The following is a 16,626-nucleotide window of genomic DNA, read 5'->3' on the forward strand; positions in this document are numbered from 1 at the left end:
CGTGAGGGCAAGAAGCCAAAGCTATCCATCGCGGTGTTCAATTTCGACTCAGTCAAAATACCCGATCTGTTCCGCCAATTGCCGCCCTTCTTCAGTGTCTAATATGCGGGCCACTTTTTCGCGATGGCTGGCACATGCCACCGCATGCCACTCTGCCAACTCGGCATCGTCGGCAAATCTATTACGGATATCCTGAGCAGCGGGGGAAAGTTCGACATACCGGTCGTCGTCGTCACCGGCTGTGTTGTAGTTGTCCCAGTATTTTCGAGCTTGCTCAAGTCGAGCCGCAATGACTGCATCGCCTCGTTCAGCCTTGATCAGAAAGGCTTCGGCGCTGCGAATGGCATAGTGGTTCAGCTGGGCCAGGGTCACAGTCGCCAGTGAATCCAGCGCCTTGCTTCTTGTGTCCGTGAAATCGGCGCCCAATTCATGGCCCGAGCCATCGCGCCAGATGTAATCGGTCTTTGAAAAGTTTTCCATCACCGGGCGATGATTGCGGCGCATGCGGAACGGCACACTGTTTCGATGCATGGACTTACAAGCGGTCAATGCAGAAGCACCGGTTCTGATCATCTCGGAATAGGGCCTGTTGCGCTGGGTGAATTGGCTGGGAACCGGTGTGTCGACCAGCGTCTTTTGCCCGTTGCTGTTATAGGGGATCGAGGTGAACGAGACCACATCACTGTGTCCCACTTGATCCAAAAAAGCGTCCAGCGTGGGCGTGGGCAGGTTGATCTGCAGATACTCATCGACATCCGAATACAGCGCCCATTCGGCGTCACGGTATATGTTGAACAGATGCGCATACCGCAAGGCCATAACATGCCAGTTGCCCTGATTGCGCCGCAACATCTTGGGGTTTGGAACGTGGGTAACATGGCCCAGCTCTGCCAGCCGGTCGAGGATACGATCCGTGCCATCATCACAGTCATTGGTGACCACAATGAAATGTTCGATCCCGATCGACATGTGATGCGCCACCCAGTCGAGGATATAGGGCCCCTCATTTTTCATGGGTGTGACGATCAGATAGCGCGGTTTCTTAGCCATCTTGTATGCTCCGATCACCGTCTTGCGCAGGTTTGGATGGGTCGGGAGGGGAGGTCAACGTGGTCCGGACTGCATCCATATCCGCAATCCCTTCCAGTATCACAAAGCTGCCCCCGAGCGAGATGACGATATCCCCGTCGCGTAGCCGGATTGCGGGTGGGCGAGGCCAGGCCGAAACGTCGATGCTCACCCCCGGATGCCAGTCGGTGATCCGGGTCACCCCGCCATATGCGATGCGGTAGCAGGTGTTGCCCGGCCCACCGGTCAGGACGTTGTCTCCGGTGCCCACGGTGATGACGTCGTCACCGCCGCCCGAGGTTACCCGATTTTTCCCCGGGCCTGTGTCGATCTGCGAATTTCCCGGACCATCGATGATCACATCGTTGCCGTGGCCACCGATCAGCGTGTTGTTGCCCGCGTTGCCATGGATTTCGTCATCGCCGGTGCCACCGTCCAGATAATCCGAGCCGCGCCCGCCCACCAGCACGTCATGACCCGCGCCGCCAAAGAACCGGTTACGGTCCTTGCCTCGTTTCGAGCGGGCAATCAGCCTGTCATTCCCCGCGCCGCCGTGAAATTCTGCCCCCGAGTATTTGGGGCCGATCATGATGTCGTCGCCTAACGAGCCCTGCACTTCGATGGTCACCCGTTCCGAGGTTTCGAATTCGATGGGGCTTTCGGGATGGGCCACGATACGCAGCCGCTTGCCCGGGCGGCTGCCATCGGGGGCCGCCACCTCGTTGCGGGACACCACCGTGGCAATGCGGATTTTCTCAACGTTGGCGGGCGCATGCAAAACGTGATCGTCTGGGCCTGCCATATACCACAGAGTATCGGTGCCGCCGTCTTTGTCCTCGCGGATCTTCTCTGCGTCTGCACCGTAGGCCCAGTAGTCGTTGTTGCCCTTGCCGCCCGCCATCACCACGGTGCCATCCACTGCCATCATCGCATTGACCCCATCGGCCGGGTTTTCGAACCCGCGCAGGTCCAGACCCAGATCCAGCGCACCGCGGACCAGTTCCGCGCGCAGCTCCTCCAGAGGCGCAGTCTGCGCCAGATTGGTTGTTTCACCAGGGTCAGCGACGACGTCGTAAACCTGCTCTTCGCCATTCGGATAGCGGAAGTAGCGATACTGGCTCAGCCCTGCAACCGAAGGGCGTACGCTGAGCGTTCCGAAGACGCAAGTGACCGGCGATTTGCTGTCATCAAATTCACCAAAGCTGGGATCGATCAACGGCAACAGGCTTTGCCCCGAAACCCAGTTGGGCCGATAGGGCAACCCGGCCAGGTCCATGATCGTCTTGGGCAAGTTATGCAACGAAACAGGCAGTGCGATGTCCGGGCCCTGCTGCTCATCCTCTTCCATCCGCGCCGACCAGATGCCCAGCGGTACATGGGCAGCGCTGTCCCACTGACTCATCTTGTGGAAACTGTCGTGATTGCCAAGGTTGAACCCGTTATCCGACAGCAGCAGCACAGTGGTCGAACCGCCGATGGGCGATGCTTCGAGCGCGTCCAGAAAACGGCCGATTTCGTAATCTACGTGAGAGCAAGCGGCGAAATAGGCGCGAACCACCTGACGCCAGGCCTCATCCCCGGCCTTTTCCGGGGTCCAGTTGCCATTGACGATATAGGCCAGCTCATAAACCGCCATGCCGGGTTGCGGGCCGTGGTAATCCTCTGGCGCGGCGATCTCTGGCCAAGTAATCCGCGACACATCATACATCTGATAAAACCGATCAGGCGTGACAAGGTTGTAATGCGGGTGCTTGAATCCAAGCTGGATCAGATGGCGCCGGCTGGGGTCGATCCGTTGCAGGTGGTCAATTGCGTTTTGGGCCACCCAGAAATCATAGAACCTGTCATCCTGCGATCCATCGTCGTCAGGATGATTGACCCCTGCCACACCCGGACCCTTGCCCAGATAATCATGCACACCTTTGCGCCCACCCTTGTCCCGGGCTTCGATATCATGATGGAACAGAAGCCGCTTGTAATCCTCGGGCATCGGCTTGTAATTGCCGTCGGTCTTGCCGGTGGTGAATGTCTCGAACCCTGCGCGGCGCAGATCATATTGCCAGGCGGCTGTCGGCGGCAGCACGTCGCGCCACAGCCGGTTGAGGTCCACCAACCCAGTGCGAAACGGAGAGAGCCCGGTCGCCAATTCCGCTCGGCACGGCGCGCAGAGCGGCACGGTTGCATAGGCATTGCGAAACTGCGCGCCACGCGCCATGAGCCGATCAATATTGGGGGTTTGGATCTCAACCCCGAAGGCATTGCGCCAGGTAAAGATGTCGATCATGTCATCGATCCAGATGACGCAGATATTGTCCTGGCGGACGCTGTCGCGATCAAAGCCCATGCCGGGGTCTCATCTGAGCAGGATTGGTTTCGATCCCGCGCCAGACAGCGGTCAGCGCGGCATGGGTGGTGTCGGCAAAGATGTCCCGATCCGGCCACAGCCAGACCCGGGCGATCTGCGCAGCGCCCAGCGTCTTGATGATGCCTGCCCGGTCACTGCGGCAACCAATGAAAAGATCATGCGCACCTGCCTGCAGCCCGCTGGTCTCAGTCATCTGCAAGGGCAGAAGATTATTCACTGCAAGCGTCATATCCGGTCCGCGGATCGCAGCACAGGCAAGAATGAAATCACCCCGGGGCGCTGCGGACGCGCCCGGTTGCACAGGGCAGGTCAGCGGGTCGCCACCATCGCGAAACTTTAGCGTCACCTGCCCTTCTGCCGCAGCGAGAAACAGGTAATTGCGCCCCTCGCACGGGTTCAGCGTTAATAATGTACCAGCAGGCTCGGCAGGGGCGGCAAACAACACGGCCATGCTGCAAGCCCCGTGGTTTAGCATGATGTCTTCCAGAGCGAACCCGCAATTCACCCCGTTCGTCAGACACAGAATCGGCCTGTTTTGGACCGATCCGACCCGCGCATTTCCCGTATTGGGACCCGCCGGGCGCGCCAAATGAACGCCCTGCGTATCCGGCCACTGGTCGGGGTGCTCGTCGGCCCCTTCCAGATCGGCAGCGTCCAGGCTGATGCCGTCAAAATCGCCGTAGCCGCCTGCCGCTTCGGGTGCGGGTGGCGGGTCGGACAACAAGGCGCCAACCGGCAGATCAAGGTCAACATAAAGCATCAGCCAAAGACCTCCAGCTTGCAGGGCAGCGCCCAACGGCGCACGTCCGCTTGGTAAGGATGCGACCACTCATCGCGCAGCGCACCAGGGCCATCCCACGCGTAAGTCAGGTGCATGCCGTTGGTCGGCAAAGTGCAACCCACTTCAATAAGCAGGTCGCGCGGTTCATGAGGGTCGACCTGCACTGCGGTGATGTCCACAGGCCCCTGTGGCCCGGTCAGGCGAAACCCATGCATCGGCCCGGCCCTGAATGGGTCCGTGGCGTCGATCTCCAGCGGTGCCTGCGCGTTGCTGCGCAAGCGGATGCTGGTTTTCCCTTCGCGTTCGGCCAGCAGGAACAACGGGCATTGCCAGCCACGCCCTGCTTCGATCTCGGACAACGCTGCTGCCTCGGTCGCCGCGCGGCGTTGCATCGCTTTGGGCGTCAGGCGGGCGTTGTTGTCGTGTTCCAGCGCATAGCTCGGCAGTGAAAACAGCAGGTTCAGATCGGTCTGGTGCAGCGCCAGTTCCCATTGCGGCGCCCGCAATGCGGCGACTGTGGCGTCAAACACCATCAGTACCGGCACCGGAGGCAGATCATGCGACCAAAGCGCCTGAAACAGCTCTTGCAAGAGAGCTAACAGGTCCTGGATGTAGTCCTCGGGTGGGGTCAGAACATCCTCAAGCGTAAAATCCAGGCTGAGCGCGGCAAGTCGGGCGCGTTTCCCCAGGCTCTGGCCAATGGCCTGAAGGTTCTCCGCGGCCTGCACGAGGTTTTTGAACGCGAGCCCAGCGCCCAATTGTTTCAAACTTGCGGCCTCATCGCTTTCGCAACGCGCAACCATCAACGGCAGCGCACGCCCGGCCTGCTGACGCAGGGCCAGGATTTCCGCTGCCAGCAATGCGTCCTGAGTTTGTTCTCGCAGCCGTTCGGCTTGGCCGTTTTGTTCGGCCGCCTCAACCCCGGACATCCCTACCGCGCCGATATCGTCGGCTGGCGCGACCACGTGATAGGGGAATGCGCCCCTGCCCGGCAAGGCCCGGGCCCTCCGGGCACCGCCCAAGCTTAGCACCCCCAGAACCGGACCGGGCGTTTCTGCGATAATGTCGCCGCCTCGAACCGGACGGCGATACCCGCGAGGCGCGATTGTGCCCGGAAGGTTGGCATCGAACAGGTACCAGTCGCCATCCCGGCGCAGGTTCCAGGCATCAACATCACCCAGACACTCCGCATCCAGTGAATCAGCTGACCCGGGGGTCGCAGGCGCTGGCTGGCCTGCCAGCCGGGCACGCAGATCCTCGACCACCACATCCGAGAGTTTCAGGATCAACCCGCTGTCGTCATAACGGATGACATCGCCGTTGCGAGCCCGCAACAACACATTACCCGCATCATCGCGCCAGATTTCCCTTTCCTCAGAAGACATTACCTGTCCTTTGTTCTCTTACCGTCGTGACTATAGACCAGAATTGGAACCTGTGTGACGAAAGATTGAGGTCGCTGAAAGGAACGGCAAATGTCGATTTGCCAGTAACTCTCATCATCGTAACTGCGGGCATCAGTCACTATCCTCGGCAATGGATCGGGTGCGATCAGACACCAGCATACCCGCCGCAGGGCGGATGCTCATTCCAGCGCCAGGGCCGGGTCGATGCCCACTTTGTGGCACATGCGCGCGGCATAGGAGTTTTCCAGCGGCACGTTCTTTCGCCACCACGGTTTGGTGCCGTTGGTATAAAGATGCACGCTGACGGTGTTGTCGGTGAACCAGCCTTCGACATGCCCGTGAGGGTCATAGAAAATGTCATTGAGCTGGAAAGGCACCGGATAGAGCACATCGTTACTCATTGCCCGGGCAAAGTCGCCAGTCTGCTGAGCGAAATAGGTGAATGCCTGCGGGCCAAAAGCGGTGCGCTCGGTCTTGTAGATGCGCACCGGAAGGGGGATCGACGGGTCAAGCCGATCCATCTTTTTGCGCTGGTTCTTGTTCCACCAAGCCGGATAGTCGGGAAGGTTCTCATAGTAATCCAGCAGCCGGTCGATCAGTTCACCCTGTTGCGGAATGCCGACGACACCGCAGTTCAGGGCACCGCGCATGCCGTGACCGGCATAAATATGGTCCCATTCATCGGGAAAGGGTTTGTGGCAAAAGGCGTCGCAATCGATCCAGACAGCGCCGGTCATTTGTATCATCTTGTAGCGAAAGACATTCGACAGGAATGAGGCCGAGGTTTTCTCGACCAGGTGCGTATCAATATCCATGATGTCCGACGCGGGGCGGATATCGACGCCGTCTGGTGCGTTTGTTACGTTGTCGGTGCAATACAGCGTGGTGGGATGGCCTTGCACCAGGTGCGATTTGAGGCATAGCTGATTGAGATATTGCAGCTTCTCTCCGATCCACAGAGATGCCACGGGTCGACGGTTCAATTGCATATGTTCCTGCTCTGACCTGGTTGACCGCGCCTGACAGATCCTGATCCCGGTATTGCGCACCGGTTATCACGACCTGACGTCGGTGCTGCGCTGGTCTGCTTTCATTTGCAAAAACCTATCGCAAACCCGTCACGCCGTGCAAGCGGCTAGAACACGCCTCGCTGGCATAGAGGCAAGGGTCAGCAGTCGCAGATCAAATACGCAAAAGTTGATCGGAGCAGAGAGGGCATGTTGACCCCCGTTCACGGGTTATGTCATCGTTCGCAAAAAGATTGTCTGTTGCCGCTTGCAGGTCTTGTGGGAACGCCGACCCAACGGGATTTATGAGCTTACCTGTGTTTGACCCGCAAAAGCCGCTGCGCGACGATATCATCATCCTGAACAATGCTCTGATCGTCCCGCATGGCAGGGGACGCAAACGCGGGATTTCCCGTCCCGCCGGCATCTATGACGAACAAGGTCAATATCAGCCGCTTGGCCAATGTCTGCGCGACGCACGGCTGCCTACAACCACCCGACCCCAGGACGACCCGTTGCCCACCGCCGAAGCCGAGATGAAAGGCGCGTGGCTGTTTGGCGGGATGCTCTATCAGCATTTCGGTCACGCTCTGCTTGAGTCGACCGCACGGCTCTGGGCCCGCAGTGTTCTGCCCGAGGTCAGCAATGTCGCGTTTCTGATGAAAAAGCAGATGACATGGCCCAACAAGTTCACCCGCCCCATGCGGCCGATGATGGAAATGATGAGCGGCGGTATCGGAGAATTGGCGGGCCTGAAGGTGCCCACCCGGATCGAGCGCCTGGTGGTTCCACCACAGGCGTTTGGCACCGGCAAGATGATTGCCGGAAGCCCCGATTTCCGGGCCCATGTGCAAGCCGTCCTGCCGCAGCAGGTCAAACCAGAGGGCGCCGAGAAAATCTATATCTCCCGCTCCAAGCTGTATTCCAAGCGGGGGCGCTATTTTGCTGAGGCTCAAATCGAGGCGCTGTTGGCGGCGGAAGGTTACCGTATTTACCATCCTCAGACTGAGGGTCTGGCGGCACAAGCAGCGCAATATGCGGCGGCCCGTGTGATCATATCCAGCGACAGCTCAGCCCTGCATCTTGCCGCGCTCTTTGCGCGCCCCGACAGCCGCATTGCAATCGTTCTACGCCGTCCTGGAACGGTTCTCGGGGATTATCTGACCCAGTACAAATGGTTCGCCCAGGTCATGCCAGATGTGATGGATGCTTTGAACGGTCGTTTCTATCATTTCGAGTCCGCCAAGCTGAAGCAATTCAGCGAGCTTTATGCTGAATTAGATTTCCCCCGACTGGGCGGCATGCTTGCGTCGAAGGGTTTTGTTAAACATCCCAAGCTCTGGGTCCAGCCCGACCCCGACGACATCGCGGCTGAAAGGCGCAGGCTGAGTGAGAGTCTCGGCAGTGAGATACTCATCGCGGACGCTCTGTGCTAGTGATTGATCCTGCGGCTGACAGTCCCGAAGCCGCCCTATAACTTACCCGCGAACTTGACCCGAGCCGAGTTTGCGACCCAGCTGAGGCCATGCCTACGCATGGCATGGCCAAACCAGCGAAAACAGAGTGCAACAATTGCACACAAACCATTCATGAGGCCGCCGGGCCAATAACGGTCAGAGAGGCAAAGCATGAGCGAACAGGATAACTCTGCTACCGAAACAGAGCTTCCAGAAGATGGATTAGAGCAATCCCCCGAAGTCGTGGCCACGCTGCGTGGGGTCGACGTTTTGCAGGCCCCCCATCTCAGACCCCGGATCCTCCGAGCCATTCGCAGCGGGGAATACGAAAAACCCGAGATAGAGATCGGCCTTGCCAACCTGCGACCCGGAGATCGCATTCTGGAAATGGGAACCGGTGCGGGCATTGTTGGCTCGATCTTCGCAAAAAACGTCCGCGACGTTACTGTTCGTTCCTTCAAGCGTCTGAATCTGCGCGAGATCAATAAGGTAGACGGCGGTCAACTGTTTTTTTGCACTCACGCGCACCGGTCTCGACTAGGATACCTCCCTTTTGAATTTCCCAGATCACCCGCTTGACGACGGTCTCACCCAAAAAAAATTTTCGCTCGATGGTTCCCTCCAAACACCAAATGCGCGTGCAATCTTCCGGTCCGTGTCTGCCAAGAACATGATTTTCAGCTTGTGGGGCGCATTCCCGGACTTCCGCTCAGCATGAGCGTTTGCTACCCGCTAACTCATTTGCCGGGCCTACAAACTGTAAAGACCCGTGAATTTTGTACAGATTTTACACGAGTATCCAGTCGTCTTCGGGGGATTCGGCAGAAGACCAAACGGGCGTTCCTGCAGAACCCCTTGCAAACAAGTCGTATTTCTCAAGCGCTTTTGGCGACCCCGGCAGGATTCGAACCTGCAACCTGCCCCTTAGGAGGGGGCTGCTCTATCCAGTTGAGCCACGGGGCCGTCCGGGGTTCTCTCTAGCGTGGAAATTCGGGCTTGTCATGCGGTTTGCTCGGCAGTTGAACAGCTTGCCCCGTTTACGCTACCATCGGACAAAACAACGATGCAGGTATCTTCGGTGAAAACAGAAACAAAACGTCCGCTCACCCTTCGTGATGTCTCGGAAGCGTCCGGAGTGTCCGAGATGACGGTCAGCAGGGTCCTGCGCAATCGTGGCGATGTCTCGGACGCAACGCGCACGCGTGTTCTGGCCGCCGCCAAGGATCTGGGATATGTGCCCAACAAGATCGCCGGGGCTTTGGCATCCAGCCGTGTGAACCTTGTGGCGGTGATTATCCCGTCGCTTTCGAACATGGTGTTCCCCGAAGTGCTGACCGGCATCAATCAGGTCCTGGAAGATACCGAGCTTCAGCCTGTGGTTGGGGTCACCGATTATTTGCCTGAAAAAGAAGAAAAAGTACTGTACGAGATGCTGTCCTGGCGGCCGTCCGGGGTCATCATTGCGGGATTGGAGCATACCGATGCCGCGCGTGCAATGCTGGATTCTGCCGGCATTCCGGTGGTCGAAATCATGGATACCGACGGCAAACCGGTGGACGCGATGGTGGGGATTTCGCACCGGCGCGCGGGGCGTGAAATGGCACAGGCGATCCTGAAGGCCGGGTATCAGCATATCGGCTTCATGGGCACGAAAATGCCCCTGGATCACCGGGCGCGCAAACGGTTCGAGGGGTTCACCGAGGTTCTGGGCAAACACGGGATCGAGATCGAAGATCGCGAGTTCTATTCGGGCGGCTCGGCTCTTGCCAAGGGGCGCGAGATGACAAAGGCGATGCTGGATCGCTCACCCGAGTTGGATTTTCTATATTATTCCAACGATATGATTGGTGCAGGCGGGTTGCTCTATCTGCTGGATCAGGGCATCGACATTCCCGGCCAGATCGGGCTTGCGGGGTTCAACAACGTTGAGTTGCTGCAGGGCTTACCGCGCAAGCTGGCCACGATGGATGCCTGCCGACTGGAGATCGGGCGCATGGCGGCTGAGATCATTTCGGGTCAGCTGCAAAACCCCGAAGCCGAGATTGATACGCGGGTAACACTGACCCCGAAGATCAGCTATGGCGATACACTTAAGCGGCGGTAAGCATGGCCCGGCAGCGTCTGAACAACAGCTCTGCGCGGGCCCTTTTCATGCAGCGCCATGCATTGCTGGAACCCCCCTCGGGCGCCGGGTCGGGCGCGGACCTGATGGACCTCATTCATCGGCTGGGTTTTGTGCAATTGGACAGTATCAACACTGTTGCCCGCGCCCATGACATGATCCTGTTTTCCCGGCGGCCCAGATATCGATCTGGCAATCTGAAAAGGCTCTATGAAATGGATCGGGCTCTGTTTGAGCATTGGACGCATGATGCAGCTGTCATTCCGATGGAGTTCTACAGGCACTGGCATCTGCGGTTTCAACGCGACGCATCCGTTCTGAAAGCGCGGTGGAAAAACTGGCGACGCGACGGGTTTGAGGAGAAATTCGCCTCGGTCCTGGATCACATTCGCGATCATGGCCCTGTCTGCTCGGCCGATCTGGGCGAGGGCGAGAAAAAGGGATCGGGCGGCTGGTGGGATTGGCATCCCTCAAAAACCGCGTTGGAATATCTATGGCGGTCAGGTGCGTTGACGGTGATTGGCCGGGACGGGTTCCAGAAACGCTATGACCTGACCGAACGCGTGATCGACACCGCGCTTTGCCCCGGAAACTCAGAATGTGACGAACCCGGAACGTTGGATTGGCTGTGTAACGCCGCCCTGGATCGGTTGGGTTTTGCAACCTCAGGAGAGCTCGCAGCATTCTGGGACACGGTCAGCGCGCCCGAGGCCAAAGACTGGTGTGCGCGGGCTCTGGCAAAGGGCGAGATCGAAGAGATTGACGTCGAATGTACGGACGGTCAGCTGCGCAAGCTTTTTGCCCGCCCGGATATCGCCGAGCAAGCGGAGGCGCTACCCAATCCGCCGGGGCGGATAAGGGTGCTTAGCCCGTTTGATCCGATGCTGCGCGATCGCAAACGGGCCGAGCGTCTGTTTGGGTTTCACTACCGGATCGAGGTATTTGTACCGGCGCCAAAGCGGACCTATGGCTATTACGTCTTCCCGCTGCTGGAAGGCGACAAGCTGATCGGGCGCATCGATATGAAAGGCCATCGCGACAGCGGCACGCTGCGTGTCAAAAGCCTGTGGCCCGAGCGCAAAACGCGCTGGTCCAAGGCCCGGACATCTCGCTTGGAATCCGAGCTGGATCGGGTGCGCAGGTTCACCGGGCTGGACAATGTCGAATTCGAACCGGATTGGTTGAAATCCCCGGTTTAGTGTCTGTTTAAACGCTAAACATCCAATTCGTGCAGATCCGCCAGCAGGTCCAAAAGCTGTTCATAGCGTTCAGGGCCCATCATGTCGCGAATGCGTTCCGCCTGCTGCATGGTCGTGGGCATATTTGCGTGAATGATCTTGGCACCACCCTCTGTGATCTCGACAATCTGCCGTCTTCGGTCAACTGGGTCTTGCCGGCGCGAGATCAGCGCCTTGTCCTCAAGCTTTTGCAGAATGCGTGTCAAGCTGGGCAAAAGCAGACAGGCCCGTTCCGCGATCTGGGTGGGTTCTTGCGGGCCTTCCTCTTTCAGAATGCGCAGGACACGCCATTGCTGTTCGGTTACGCCCGCATCCGCAAGCATGGCTCGGATCGGCCCCATGACCCTTTCGCGCGCGCGCAAAAGCGAAATGGGTAGCGATCGTGATGTGAGTGGGAGTTCTTCTGACATATTTAAGTTTCGCTGAATTTACTTCACCATGCAACCAACGTGGCATTAACAGCAATTTCGCCTTTATTCGGCTCGATTCTCACGCATCATTGCCGCGGCTTGTGCGTATCCGCCAGAGGCACCGTCGACAAAATGTACGTGATCGTCATGCATGGCCGAAGGTACGAAACAGGTCATCATCGCCTCTTTCTGGGCGTGTAGGCCATAGCGGATCTTTCCTTGATCAACCGCTTCGTCCAGCAAGGCAACGATCCGCGACAAGGTCTCGGCGTCACAATCAAGGGTCATCTTCAGACCATCGTCGAATTTTCGGAAATCGGCGTTTCGGCTGACCATACGCTGGTAGTGACCGGGTTCGAAGTTGCCCAGTCGCATCCCGGTTTTGAACAATATCCCGATCAGCGAGTTTTCGAACAGAAGGCGCATCTTTTGCAGGAACAGGTTGCGTCCGGCGCGCGAGACATGCGCGTCGATATCCACGCCCGGTGGCGGCCAACCCATGGGCGGGCCGTCTGCGGGCACCGGGTGACCGCCTCGGTCCAGCGCCTCGGATTCGGCCAGAACGGATCGGGCCAGTTGGGCAAATTCGGCCTCGTTAGAGCCTGAAGTTGGCTGGATCACCAATGACACGATCTGACCACGTTGGGCGATGCTGTTTGACCACCGGCACGACAGGCCGGTCAGATCGGGTTGCGCGTCCGGTGCGGCCATGGGCAGCACATTGTCCCCGGCCTTCATCCGCGCCTCGGCCCAGGCCAGGCCACCACCGGAAAACATCGCATAATCAACACCTGAGGACGGCGCATATCGTGCGACCCGCAGGTCAAACCCCGCAGCCCGGATCCGGGACAGCGGGGTCAGGGCCGCACGCAACGAGATATCAAACTCGGCCGTCGCCCAACTGCGCAAATCCGATAAGGTGGCCGCTGCGGTATCAGCATCTTCTGCTGAGATCGCAAAGGCGGCCCCATCGCCGCCGAACACATAGGGAAAGGCGCGCCCGGCCAGCGCGTTGATCATGCCCGAGATAACGGCGGCACCCACCATATTGACGGTCTTGTACCGGCCACGCGCAATCTCGCCCGTTGAATCGACGATGTCGGCGACCCCCAGAACCCAGTCACCAGGCAGCGGCACGAATTGTGCGGGGTCGCTGAGATCAAGGAAATTGTCATTAATCGCGACGGTCGAATAGAAATCTGTATCTGTCATCTCGGTTCTGAATCGATTTTGCAGGGCTAAGATAGCCTGATTGTGAAGCATTTCCTGCCATTTCCGAAAAGCACATGCGCTTGTACCTGCGTTAAGGACATGTAAAGCAGTCGTGCGAGGAGGACCCCAATGCAGGCAGGGCTGATCGTTTTATGTCTGGCTTATGTTCTAAGTCAGTTTTTTCGCGCGTTTCTGGCTGTGCTTACACTGGATCTCGAACGCGATCTGGGGGCCACACCCGAGGATCTGGCCTTTGCGTCCGGTCTTTGGTTTCTGATCTTTGCCGCGATGCAAATCCCGGTGGGCTGGGCGCTGGACCGGATCGGACCGCGGCTGACATCAGCCAATCTGTTGCTGATCGGGGGGGCTGGTGGCGCTGCGGTGTTTGCCTTTGCGTCGACCCCTTTGCACATCAGCATTGCCATGGCGTTGATCGGGGTCGGGTGCTCACCGGTTTTGATGGCGTCATATTTCATCTTTGCTCGGGAATATCCCCCTGCGAAATTTGCCACTCTGGCGGCAGTGATGCTGGGCGTCGGGTCCGTGGGCAATCTGGTTGCATCCTATCCAACTGCCTTGGCCGTTGACCTGATGGGCTGGCGCGCGACACTGTTTGGGTTGGCCGTGATCTCGGGCATCACCGCAGTCGGCATCTGGTTTTCCGTTCGCGATCCCGAGCCGGTAAAAACCGATCACAGGGGATCGCTGCTGGATTTGCTGAAAGAGCCACTATTGTGGACCATTCTGCCGCTGATGCTGGTGGCCTATGCCCCGTCGGCGGCGCTGCGCGGGCTTTGGGCGGGGCCTTATCTGAACGACGCCTTTGCGCTCAGCACTGCGCAGATCGGGCAGGCAACGCTGATCATGGGGGCCGCGATGATCGCGGGCACGTTCGCCTATGGACCCATGGACCGGCTGCTGGGCACGCGGAAATGGGTGATCTTCGGCGGGAACGTTCTGGGGCTGGGTGGCTTGGCCCTGCTGTGTCTGTGGGTCGATGAAGCGATCTGGCTGTCGGTTTCTCTGATGGCCGTGATCGGGTTTTTCGGGGCCAGCTTTCCGGTCATCATGGCGCATGGGCGCGCGTTCATTCCGCCGCATCTGGTCGGGCGCGGCGTGACGCTTCTGAACCTCTTTGGCATTGGCGGCGTCGGTGTGGCGCAGTTCCTGACCGGGCGTATTCACGCGGCCACGGCAGAGATCAGCCTAACCGCGCCCTACACGGCGATTTTCGGCTTTTTCGCCATTTGCCTTGCTATCGGCTGCGTGATCTACCTATTCAGCCGGGACAGCGTGGACTGAGTCCACCAGCAGGAGAACCAAGTGAAAGACCCCGTCGTCATTGCCCCCAACCTCAAACGCAGGCTTTCCGGCGTGACGGCTACAATTGCGCGGCTGGTGCCATTGCAAGCTCAATCGATCGATATCGCGGCAACCGGGCCCGGATTGCCCGATGATATCCCGCATATCCCATTGGTTCGCCTGCCGTTTCTATCGCGCAAGACCCTGCGGGTCTGGCACGCGCGCCGCAATACCGAGATGTTGTTGGGCCTATTCCTGCGCAATGTCCTGAGGCTTAGGTTGAAACTGCTGTTCACCAGCGCCTCACAACGGGCCCATACCGGCTATACCAAATGGCTGATCGGCAAGATGGACGCAATTGTCGCAACCTCGCGCAAGACGGCAGGCTATCTGGATAGCGACGCACAGGTGATCATGCATGGGATCAACCTGCAGGATTTCACCCCATCGCCTGACAAACCCGCCGTTCGGGCGCGCTTGGGTCTGCCGGATGGGATGTTGCTGGGCTGTTATGGCCGTATCCGGCACCAAAAGGGAACGGACGCCTTTGTCGATGCGATGATCGACCTCTGTGGCCGCTTTGACGATGTGCACGGCATCGTCATGGGCCGCGCGACCGAGAAACACGTGGGCTTCCTGAACGGGCTCAAGGACAAGGTGGCCAAAGCCGGCCTGTCAGATCGCATCCTCTTCATGCCCGAAGTGACCGTGGATCAGATCGCCGAATGGTATCAGGTGCTGGATCTCTTCATCGCCCCCCAAAGGTGGGAGGGGTTCGGCCTGACCCCGCTGGAGGCGATGGCCTGCGGGGTGCCCGTGGTTGCCACGGATGTGGGTGCGTTTTCCGAGATCGTGACTGACCCGTCATTGGGTCGGGTGGTTGAACCCGGTGACATTCAAGCCCTGGCTGACGCAGCCGCCAAAATGCTTGAGACCCGTGATTCCCTGATGCAATCCAGCAATGCCGCGCGCGCCCATGTCGAGGCGCATTTTGACATCAACGGCGAAGCCAAGACGCTGGTCGCGCTCTATGAACGGCTTTTGAACGGGTGATGCGCCCTCAAATCGGCGTCAAAGGCTGAAATAAGCCTCATATAGCCCTTTTTTCTTTGCTGCATCGCGGCTATGAACGCGCGTCCTTAACTTTGGAGACATGAAATGGGCTATCGCGTCGTAGTCGTCGGCGCCACGGGTAACGTGGGCCGCGAAATGCTGAACATCCTGGCGGAACGCCAATTCCCGGTCGATGAACTTGCCGCTCTGGCAAGCCGTCGTTCGCTGGGCACGGAGGTGACATTTGGCGACAAGACGCTCACGACCAAAGACTTGGACACATTCGATTTCACCGGCTGGGACATGGCGCTGTTTGCCGTGGGGTCCGAGGCGACCAAGGTTTACGCCCCCAAGGCAGCCGCAGCTGGCTGTGTCGTGATCGATAACAGCTCGCTCTATCGTTATGACCCGGACATTCCGCTGATCGTACCGGAATGTAACCCGCAAGCGATCCACGACTACAAGAACAAGAACATCATCGCGAACCCCAACTGCTCGACCGCGCAGATGGTGGTTGCACTGAAGCCGCTGCATGACCGCGCCAAGATCAAGCGCGTGGTCGTTTCGACCTATCAATCGGTGTCGGGTGCGGGCAAAGAGGGGATGGATGAGCTTTGGGATCAGACCAAAGCGGTCTACAACCCCACCACCGAGGTTGAGCCGAAGAAGTTCCAGAAACAGATCGCCTTCAACGTCATCCCTCAGATCGACGTCTTCATGGAAGACGGCTCGACCAAGGAAGAATGGAAGATGGTGGTTGAGACTAAAAAGATCGTCGACCCGTCGATCAAGGTCACAGCCACCTGCGTGCGCGTGCCGGTCTTTGTTGGTCATTCCGAAGCCGTGAATATCGAGTTCGAGGAATTCCTCGACGAAGACGAAGCCCGCGACATCCTGCGCGAGGCCCCGGGCATCATGGTGATCGACAAGCGCGAGGCCGGAGGCTACGTTTCGCCCATCGAATGCGCCGGTGATTTCGCCACGTTCATCAGCCGCATCCGTCAGGATTCGACCATCGAAAACGGTCTGAACCTGTGGTGCGTCAGCGACAACCTGCGCAAGGGCGCCGCCCTGAACGCGGTGCAGATCGCAGAACTGCTGGGCCGTGAGGTTCTGAAAAAGGGCTGAGGTCACACAAATCAAATCTGACAGAGGCCGCTTCAGATCGAGGTGGCCTTTTTCTTTTGCGCTTGCCAGCGGCGATC

14 protein-coding genes and 1 tRNA gene are annotated in these 16,626 nt (G+C 58.7%); 7 read left to right on the forward strand and 8 right to left on the reverse strand.

Annotation, left to right across the window (positions count from 1 at the left end):
• Positions 1-48: 48 nt before the first annotated feature.
• The 5 genes from ACR0AG_RS12245 to ACR0AG_RS12265 form a co-directional block, all read right to left on the reverse strand.
• Positions 49-1,050 (reverse strand): glycosyltransferase family 2 protein, encoded by a 1,002-nt coding sequence (locus ACR0AG_RS12245; protein ID WP_480839205.1) that lies wholly within the window; start codon positions 1,048-1,050, stop codon positions 49-51.
• Positions 1,043-3,412 carry a sulfatase-like hydrolase/transferase gene (locus tag ACR0AG_RS12250; RefSeq protein WP_480839207.1) on the reverse strand — a complete coding sequence of 790 codons (2,370 nt, stop codon included), beginning with the start codon at positions 3,410-3,412 and terminating at the stop codon, positions 1,043-1,045. Before ACR0AG_RS12250 ends, ACR0AG_RS12245 begins: the two co-directional genes overlap by 8 nt.
• Positions 3,402-4,193, reverse strand: coding sequence for a hypothetical protein (locus ACR0AG_RS12255; RefSeq protein ID WP_480839209.1), 792 nt, complete (start codon positions 4,191-4,193; stop codon positions 3,402-3,404). The genes ACR0AG_RS12250 and ACR0AG_RS12255 overlap by 11 nt, the downstream gene beginning before the upstream one ends.
• Positions 4,193-5,599, reverse strand: coding sequence for a hypothetical protein (locus tag ACR0AG_RS12260; protein WP_480839211.1), 1,407 nt, complete (start codon positions 5,597-5,599; stop codon positions 4,193-4,195). Before ACR0AG_RS12260 ends, ACR0AG_RS12255 begins: the two co-directional genes overlap by 1 nt.
• Before the next feature lie 200 nt (positions 5,600-5,799).
• A complete protein-coding gene (locus tag ACR0AG_RS12265; RefSeq protein WP_480839213.1) occupies positions 5,800-6,609 on the reverse strand; it encodes a hypothetical protein in 810 nt (269 codons plus the stop codon).
• A 323-nt stretch (positions 6,610-6,932) separates the two neighbouring features.
• Between ACR0AG_RS12265 and ACR0AG_RS12270 the strand changes: the two genes are divergently transcribed.
• Together ACR0AG_RS12270 and ACR0AG_RS12275 are read left to right on the forward strand one after the other, a co-directional pair.
• Positions 6,933-8,063, forward strand: a complete 1,131-nt coding sequence (locus ACR0AG_RS12270; RefSeq protein ID WP_480839215.1) for a glycosyltransferase 61 family protein — start codon at positions 6,933-6,935, stop codon at positions 8,061-8,063.
• Positions 8,064-8,255: 192 nt separating this feature from the next.
• On the forward strand, positions 8,256-8,663 hold the full coding sequence (locus ACR0AG_RS12275; RefSeq protein WP_480839217.1) for a hypothetical protein: 408 nt from the start codon (positions 8,256-8,258) through the stop codon (positions 8,661-8,663).
• Between the two features lie 307 nt (positions 8,664-8,970).
• Here the strand turns inward: ACR0AG_RS12275 and ACR0AG_RS12280 are convergent.
• Positions 8,971-9,047 (reverse strand) — tRNA-Arg (locus tag ACR0AG_RS12280).
• A 100-nt stretch (positions 9,048-9,147) separates the two neighbouring features.
• On the opposite strand from ACR0AG_RS12280, the gene ACR0AG_RS12285 reads away from it, so the two are divergent.
• A complete protein-coding gene (locus ACR0AG_RS12285) occupies positions 9,148-10,188 on the forward strand; it encodes a LacI family DNA-binding transcriptional regulator (protein WP_480839219.1) in 1,041 nt (346 codons plus the stop codon).
• Between the two features lie 2 nt (positions 10,189-10,190).
• Positions 10,191-11,405: a winged helix-turn-helix domain-containing protein gene (locus ACR0AG_RS12290; protein WP_480839221.1), complete on the forward strand. Its 1,215-nt coding sequence runs from the start codon at positions 10,191-10,193 to the stop codon at positions 11,403-11,405.
• A 14-nt stretch (positions 11,406-11,419) separates the two neighbouring features.
• On the opposite strand, the gene hpaR is transcribed toward ACR0AG_RS12290, so the two are convergent.
• Together hpaR and ACR0AG_RS12300 are read right to left on the reverse strand one after the other, a co-directional pair.
• Positions 11,420-11,854, reverse strand: a complete 435-nt coding sequence (gene hpaR / locus ACR0AG_RS12295; RefSeq protein WP_480839223.1) for a homoprotocatechuate degradation operon regulator HpaR — start codon at positions 11,852-11,854, stop codon at positions 11,420-11,422.
• Between the two features lie 63 nt (positions 11,855-11,917).
• Positions 11,918-13,066 (reverse strand): DUF3095 domain-containing protein, encoded by a 1,149-nt coding sequence (locus tag ACR0AG_RS12300; protein ID WP_480839225.1) that lies wholly within the window; start codon positions 13,064-13,066, stop codon positions 11,918-11,920.
• Between the two features lie 129 nt (positions 13,067-13,195).
• On the opposite strand from ACR0AG_RS12300, the gene ACR0AG_RS12305 reads away from it, so the two are divergent.
• The 3 genes from ACR0AG_RS12305 to ACR0AG_RS12315 all read left to right on the forward strand — a co-directional run bounded on the left by ACR0AG_RS12305 (position 13,196) and on the right by ACR0AG_RS12315 (position 16,549).
• On the forward strand, positions 13,196-14,368 hold the full coding sequence (locus ACR0AG_RS12305) for an MFS transporter (RefSeq protein WP_480839227.1): 1,173 nt from the start codon (positions 13,196-13,198) through the stop codon (positions 14,366-14,368).
• A gap of 21 nt (positions 14,369-14,389) precedes the next feature.
• Positions 14,390-15,421, forward strand: coding sequence for a glycosyltransferase family 4 protein (locus tag ACR0AG_RS12310; protein WP_480839229.1), 1,032 nt, complete (start codon positions 14,390-14,392; stop codon positions 15,419-15,421).
• Between the two features lie 105 nt (positions 15,422-15,526).
• On the forward strand, positions 15,527-16,549 hold the full coding sequence (locus tag ACR0AG_RS12315) for an aspartate-semialdehyde dehydrogenase (protein ID WP_480839231.1): 1,023 nt from the start codon (positions 15,527-15,529) through the stop codon (positions 16,547-16,549).
• The last annotated feature ends 77 nt before the right edge of the window (positions 16,550-16,626 follow it).

Source organism: Ruegeria sp. H6 (assembly GCF_056532975.1).

Bases quoted from the DNA above. Each gene is read 5' to 3' on its own strand.
- ACR0AG_RS12245 (WP_480839205.1), bottom strand. From the start codon at position 1,050: ATGGCTAAGAAACCGCGCTATCTGATCGTCACACCCATGAAAAATGAG.
- ACR0AG_RS12250 (WP_480839207.1), bottom strand. From the start codon at position 3,412: ATGGGCTTTGATCGCGACAGCGTCCGCCAGGACAATATCTGCGTCATC.
- ACR0AG_RS12255 (WP_480839209.1), bottom strand. From the start codon at position 4,193: ATGCTTTATGTTGACCTTGATCTGCCGGTTGGCGCCTTGTTGTCCGAC.
- ACR0AG_RS12260 (WP_480839211.1), bottom strand. From the start codon at position 5,599: ATGTCTTCTGAGGAAAGGGAAATCTGGCGCGATGATGCGGGTAATGTG.
- ACR0AG_RS12265 (WP_480839213.1), bottom strand. From the start codon at position 6,609: ATGCAATTGAACCGTCGACCCGTGGCATCTCTGTGGATCGGAGAGAAG.
- ACR0AG_RS12270 (WP_480839215.1), top strand. From the start codon at position 6,933: ATGAGCTTACCTGTGTTTGACCCGCAAAAGCCGCTGCGCGACGATATC.
- ACR0AG_RS12275 (WP_480839217.1), top strand. From the start codon at position 8,256: ATGAGCGAACAGGATAACTCTGCTACCGAAACAGAGCTTCCAGAAGAT.
- ACR0AG_RS12285 (WP_480839219.1), top strand. From the start codon at position 9,148: ATGCAGGTATCTTCGGTGAAAACAGAAACAAAACGTCCGCTCACCCTT.
- ACR0AG_RS12290 (WP_480839221.1), top strand. From the start codon at position 10,191: ATGGCCCGGCAGCGTCTGAACAACAGCTCTGCGCGGGCCCTTTTCATG.
- hpaR (WP_480839223.1), bottom strand. From the start codon at position 11,854: ATGTCAGAAGAACTCCCACTCACATCACGATCGCTACCCATTTCGCTT.
- ACR0AG_RS12300 (WP_480839225.1), bottom strand. From the start codon at position 13,066: ATGACAGATACAGATTTCTATTCGACCGTCGCGATTAATGACAATTTC.
- ACR0AG_RS12305 (WP_480839227.1), top strand. From the start codon at position 13,196: ATGCAGGCAGGGCTGATCGTTTTATGTCTGGCTTATGTTCTAAGTCAG.
- ACR0AG_RS12315 (WP_480839231.1), top strand. From the start codon at position 15,527: ATGGGCTATCGCGTCGTAGTCGTCGGCGCCACGGGTAACGTGGGCCGC.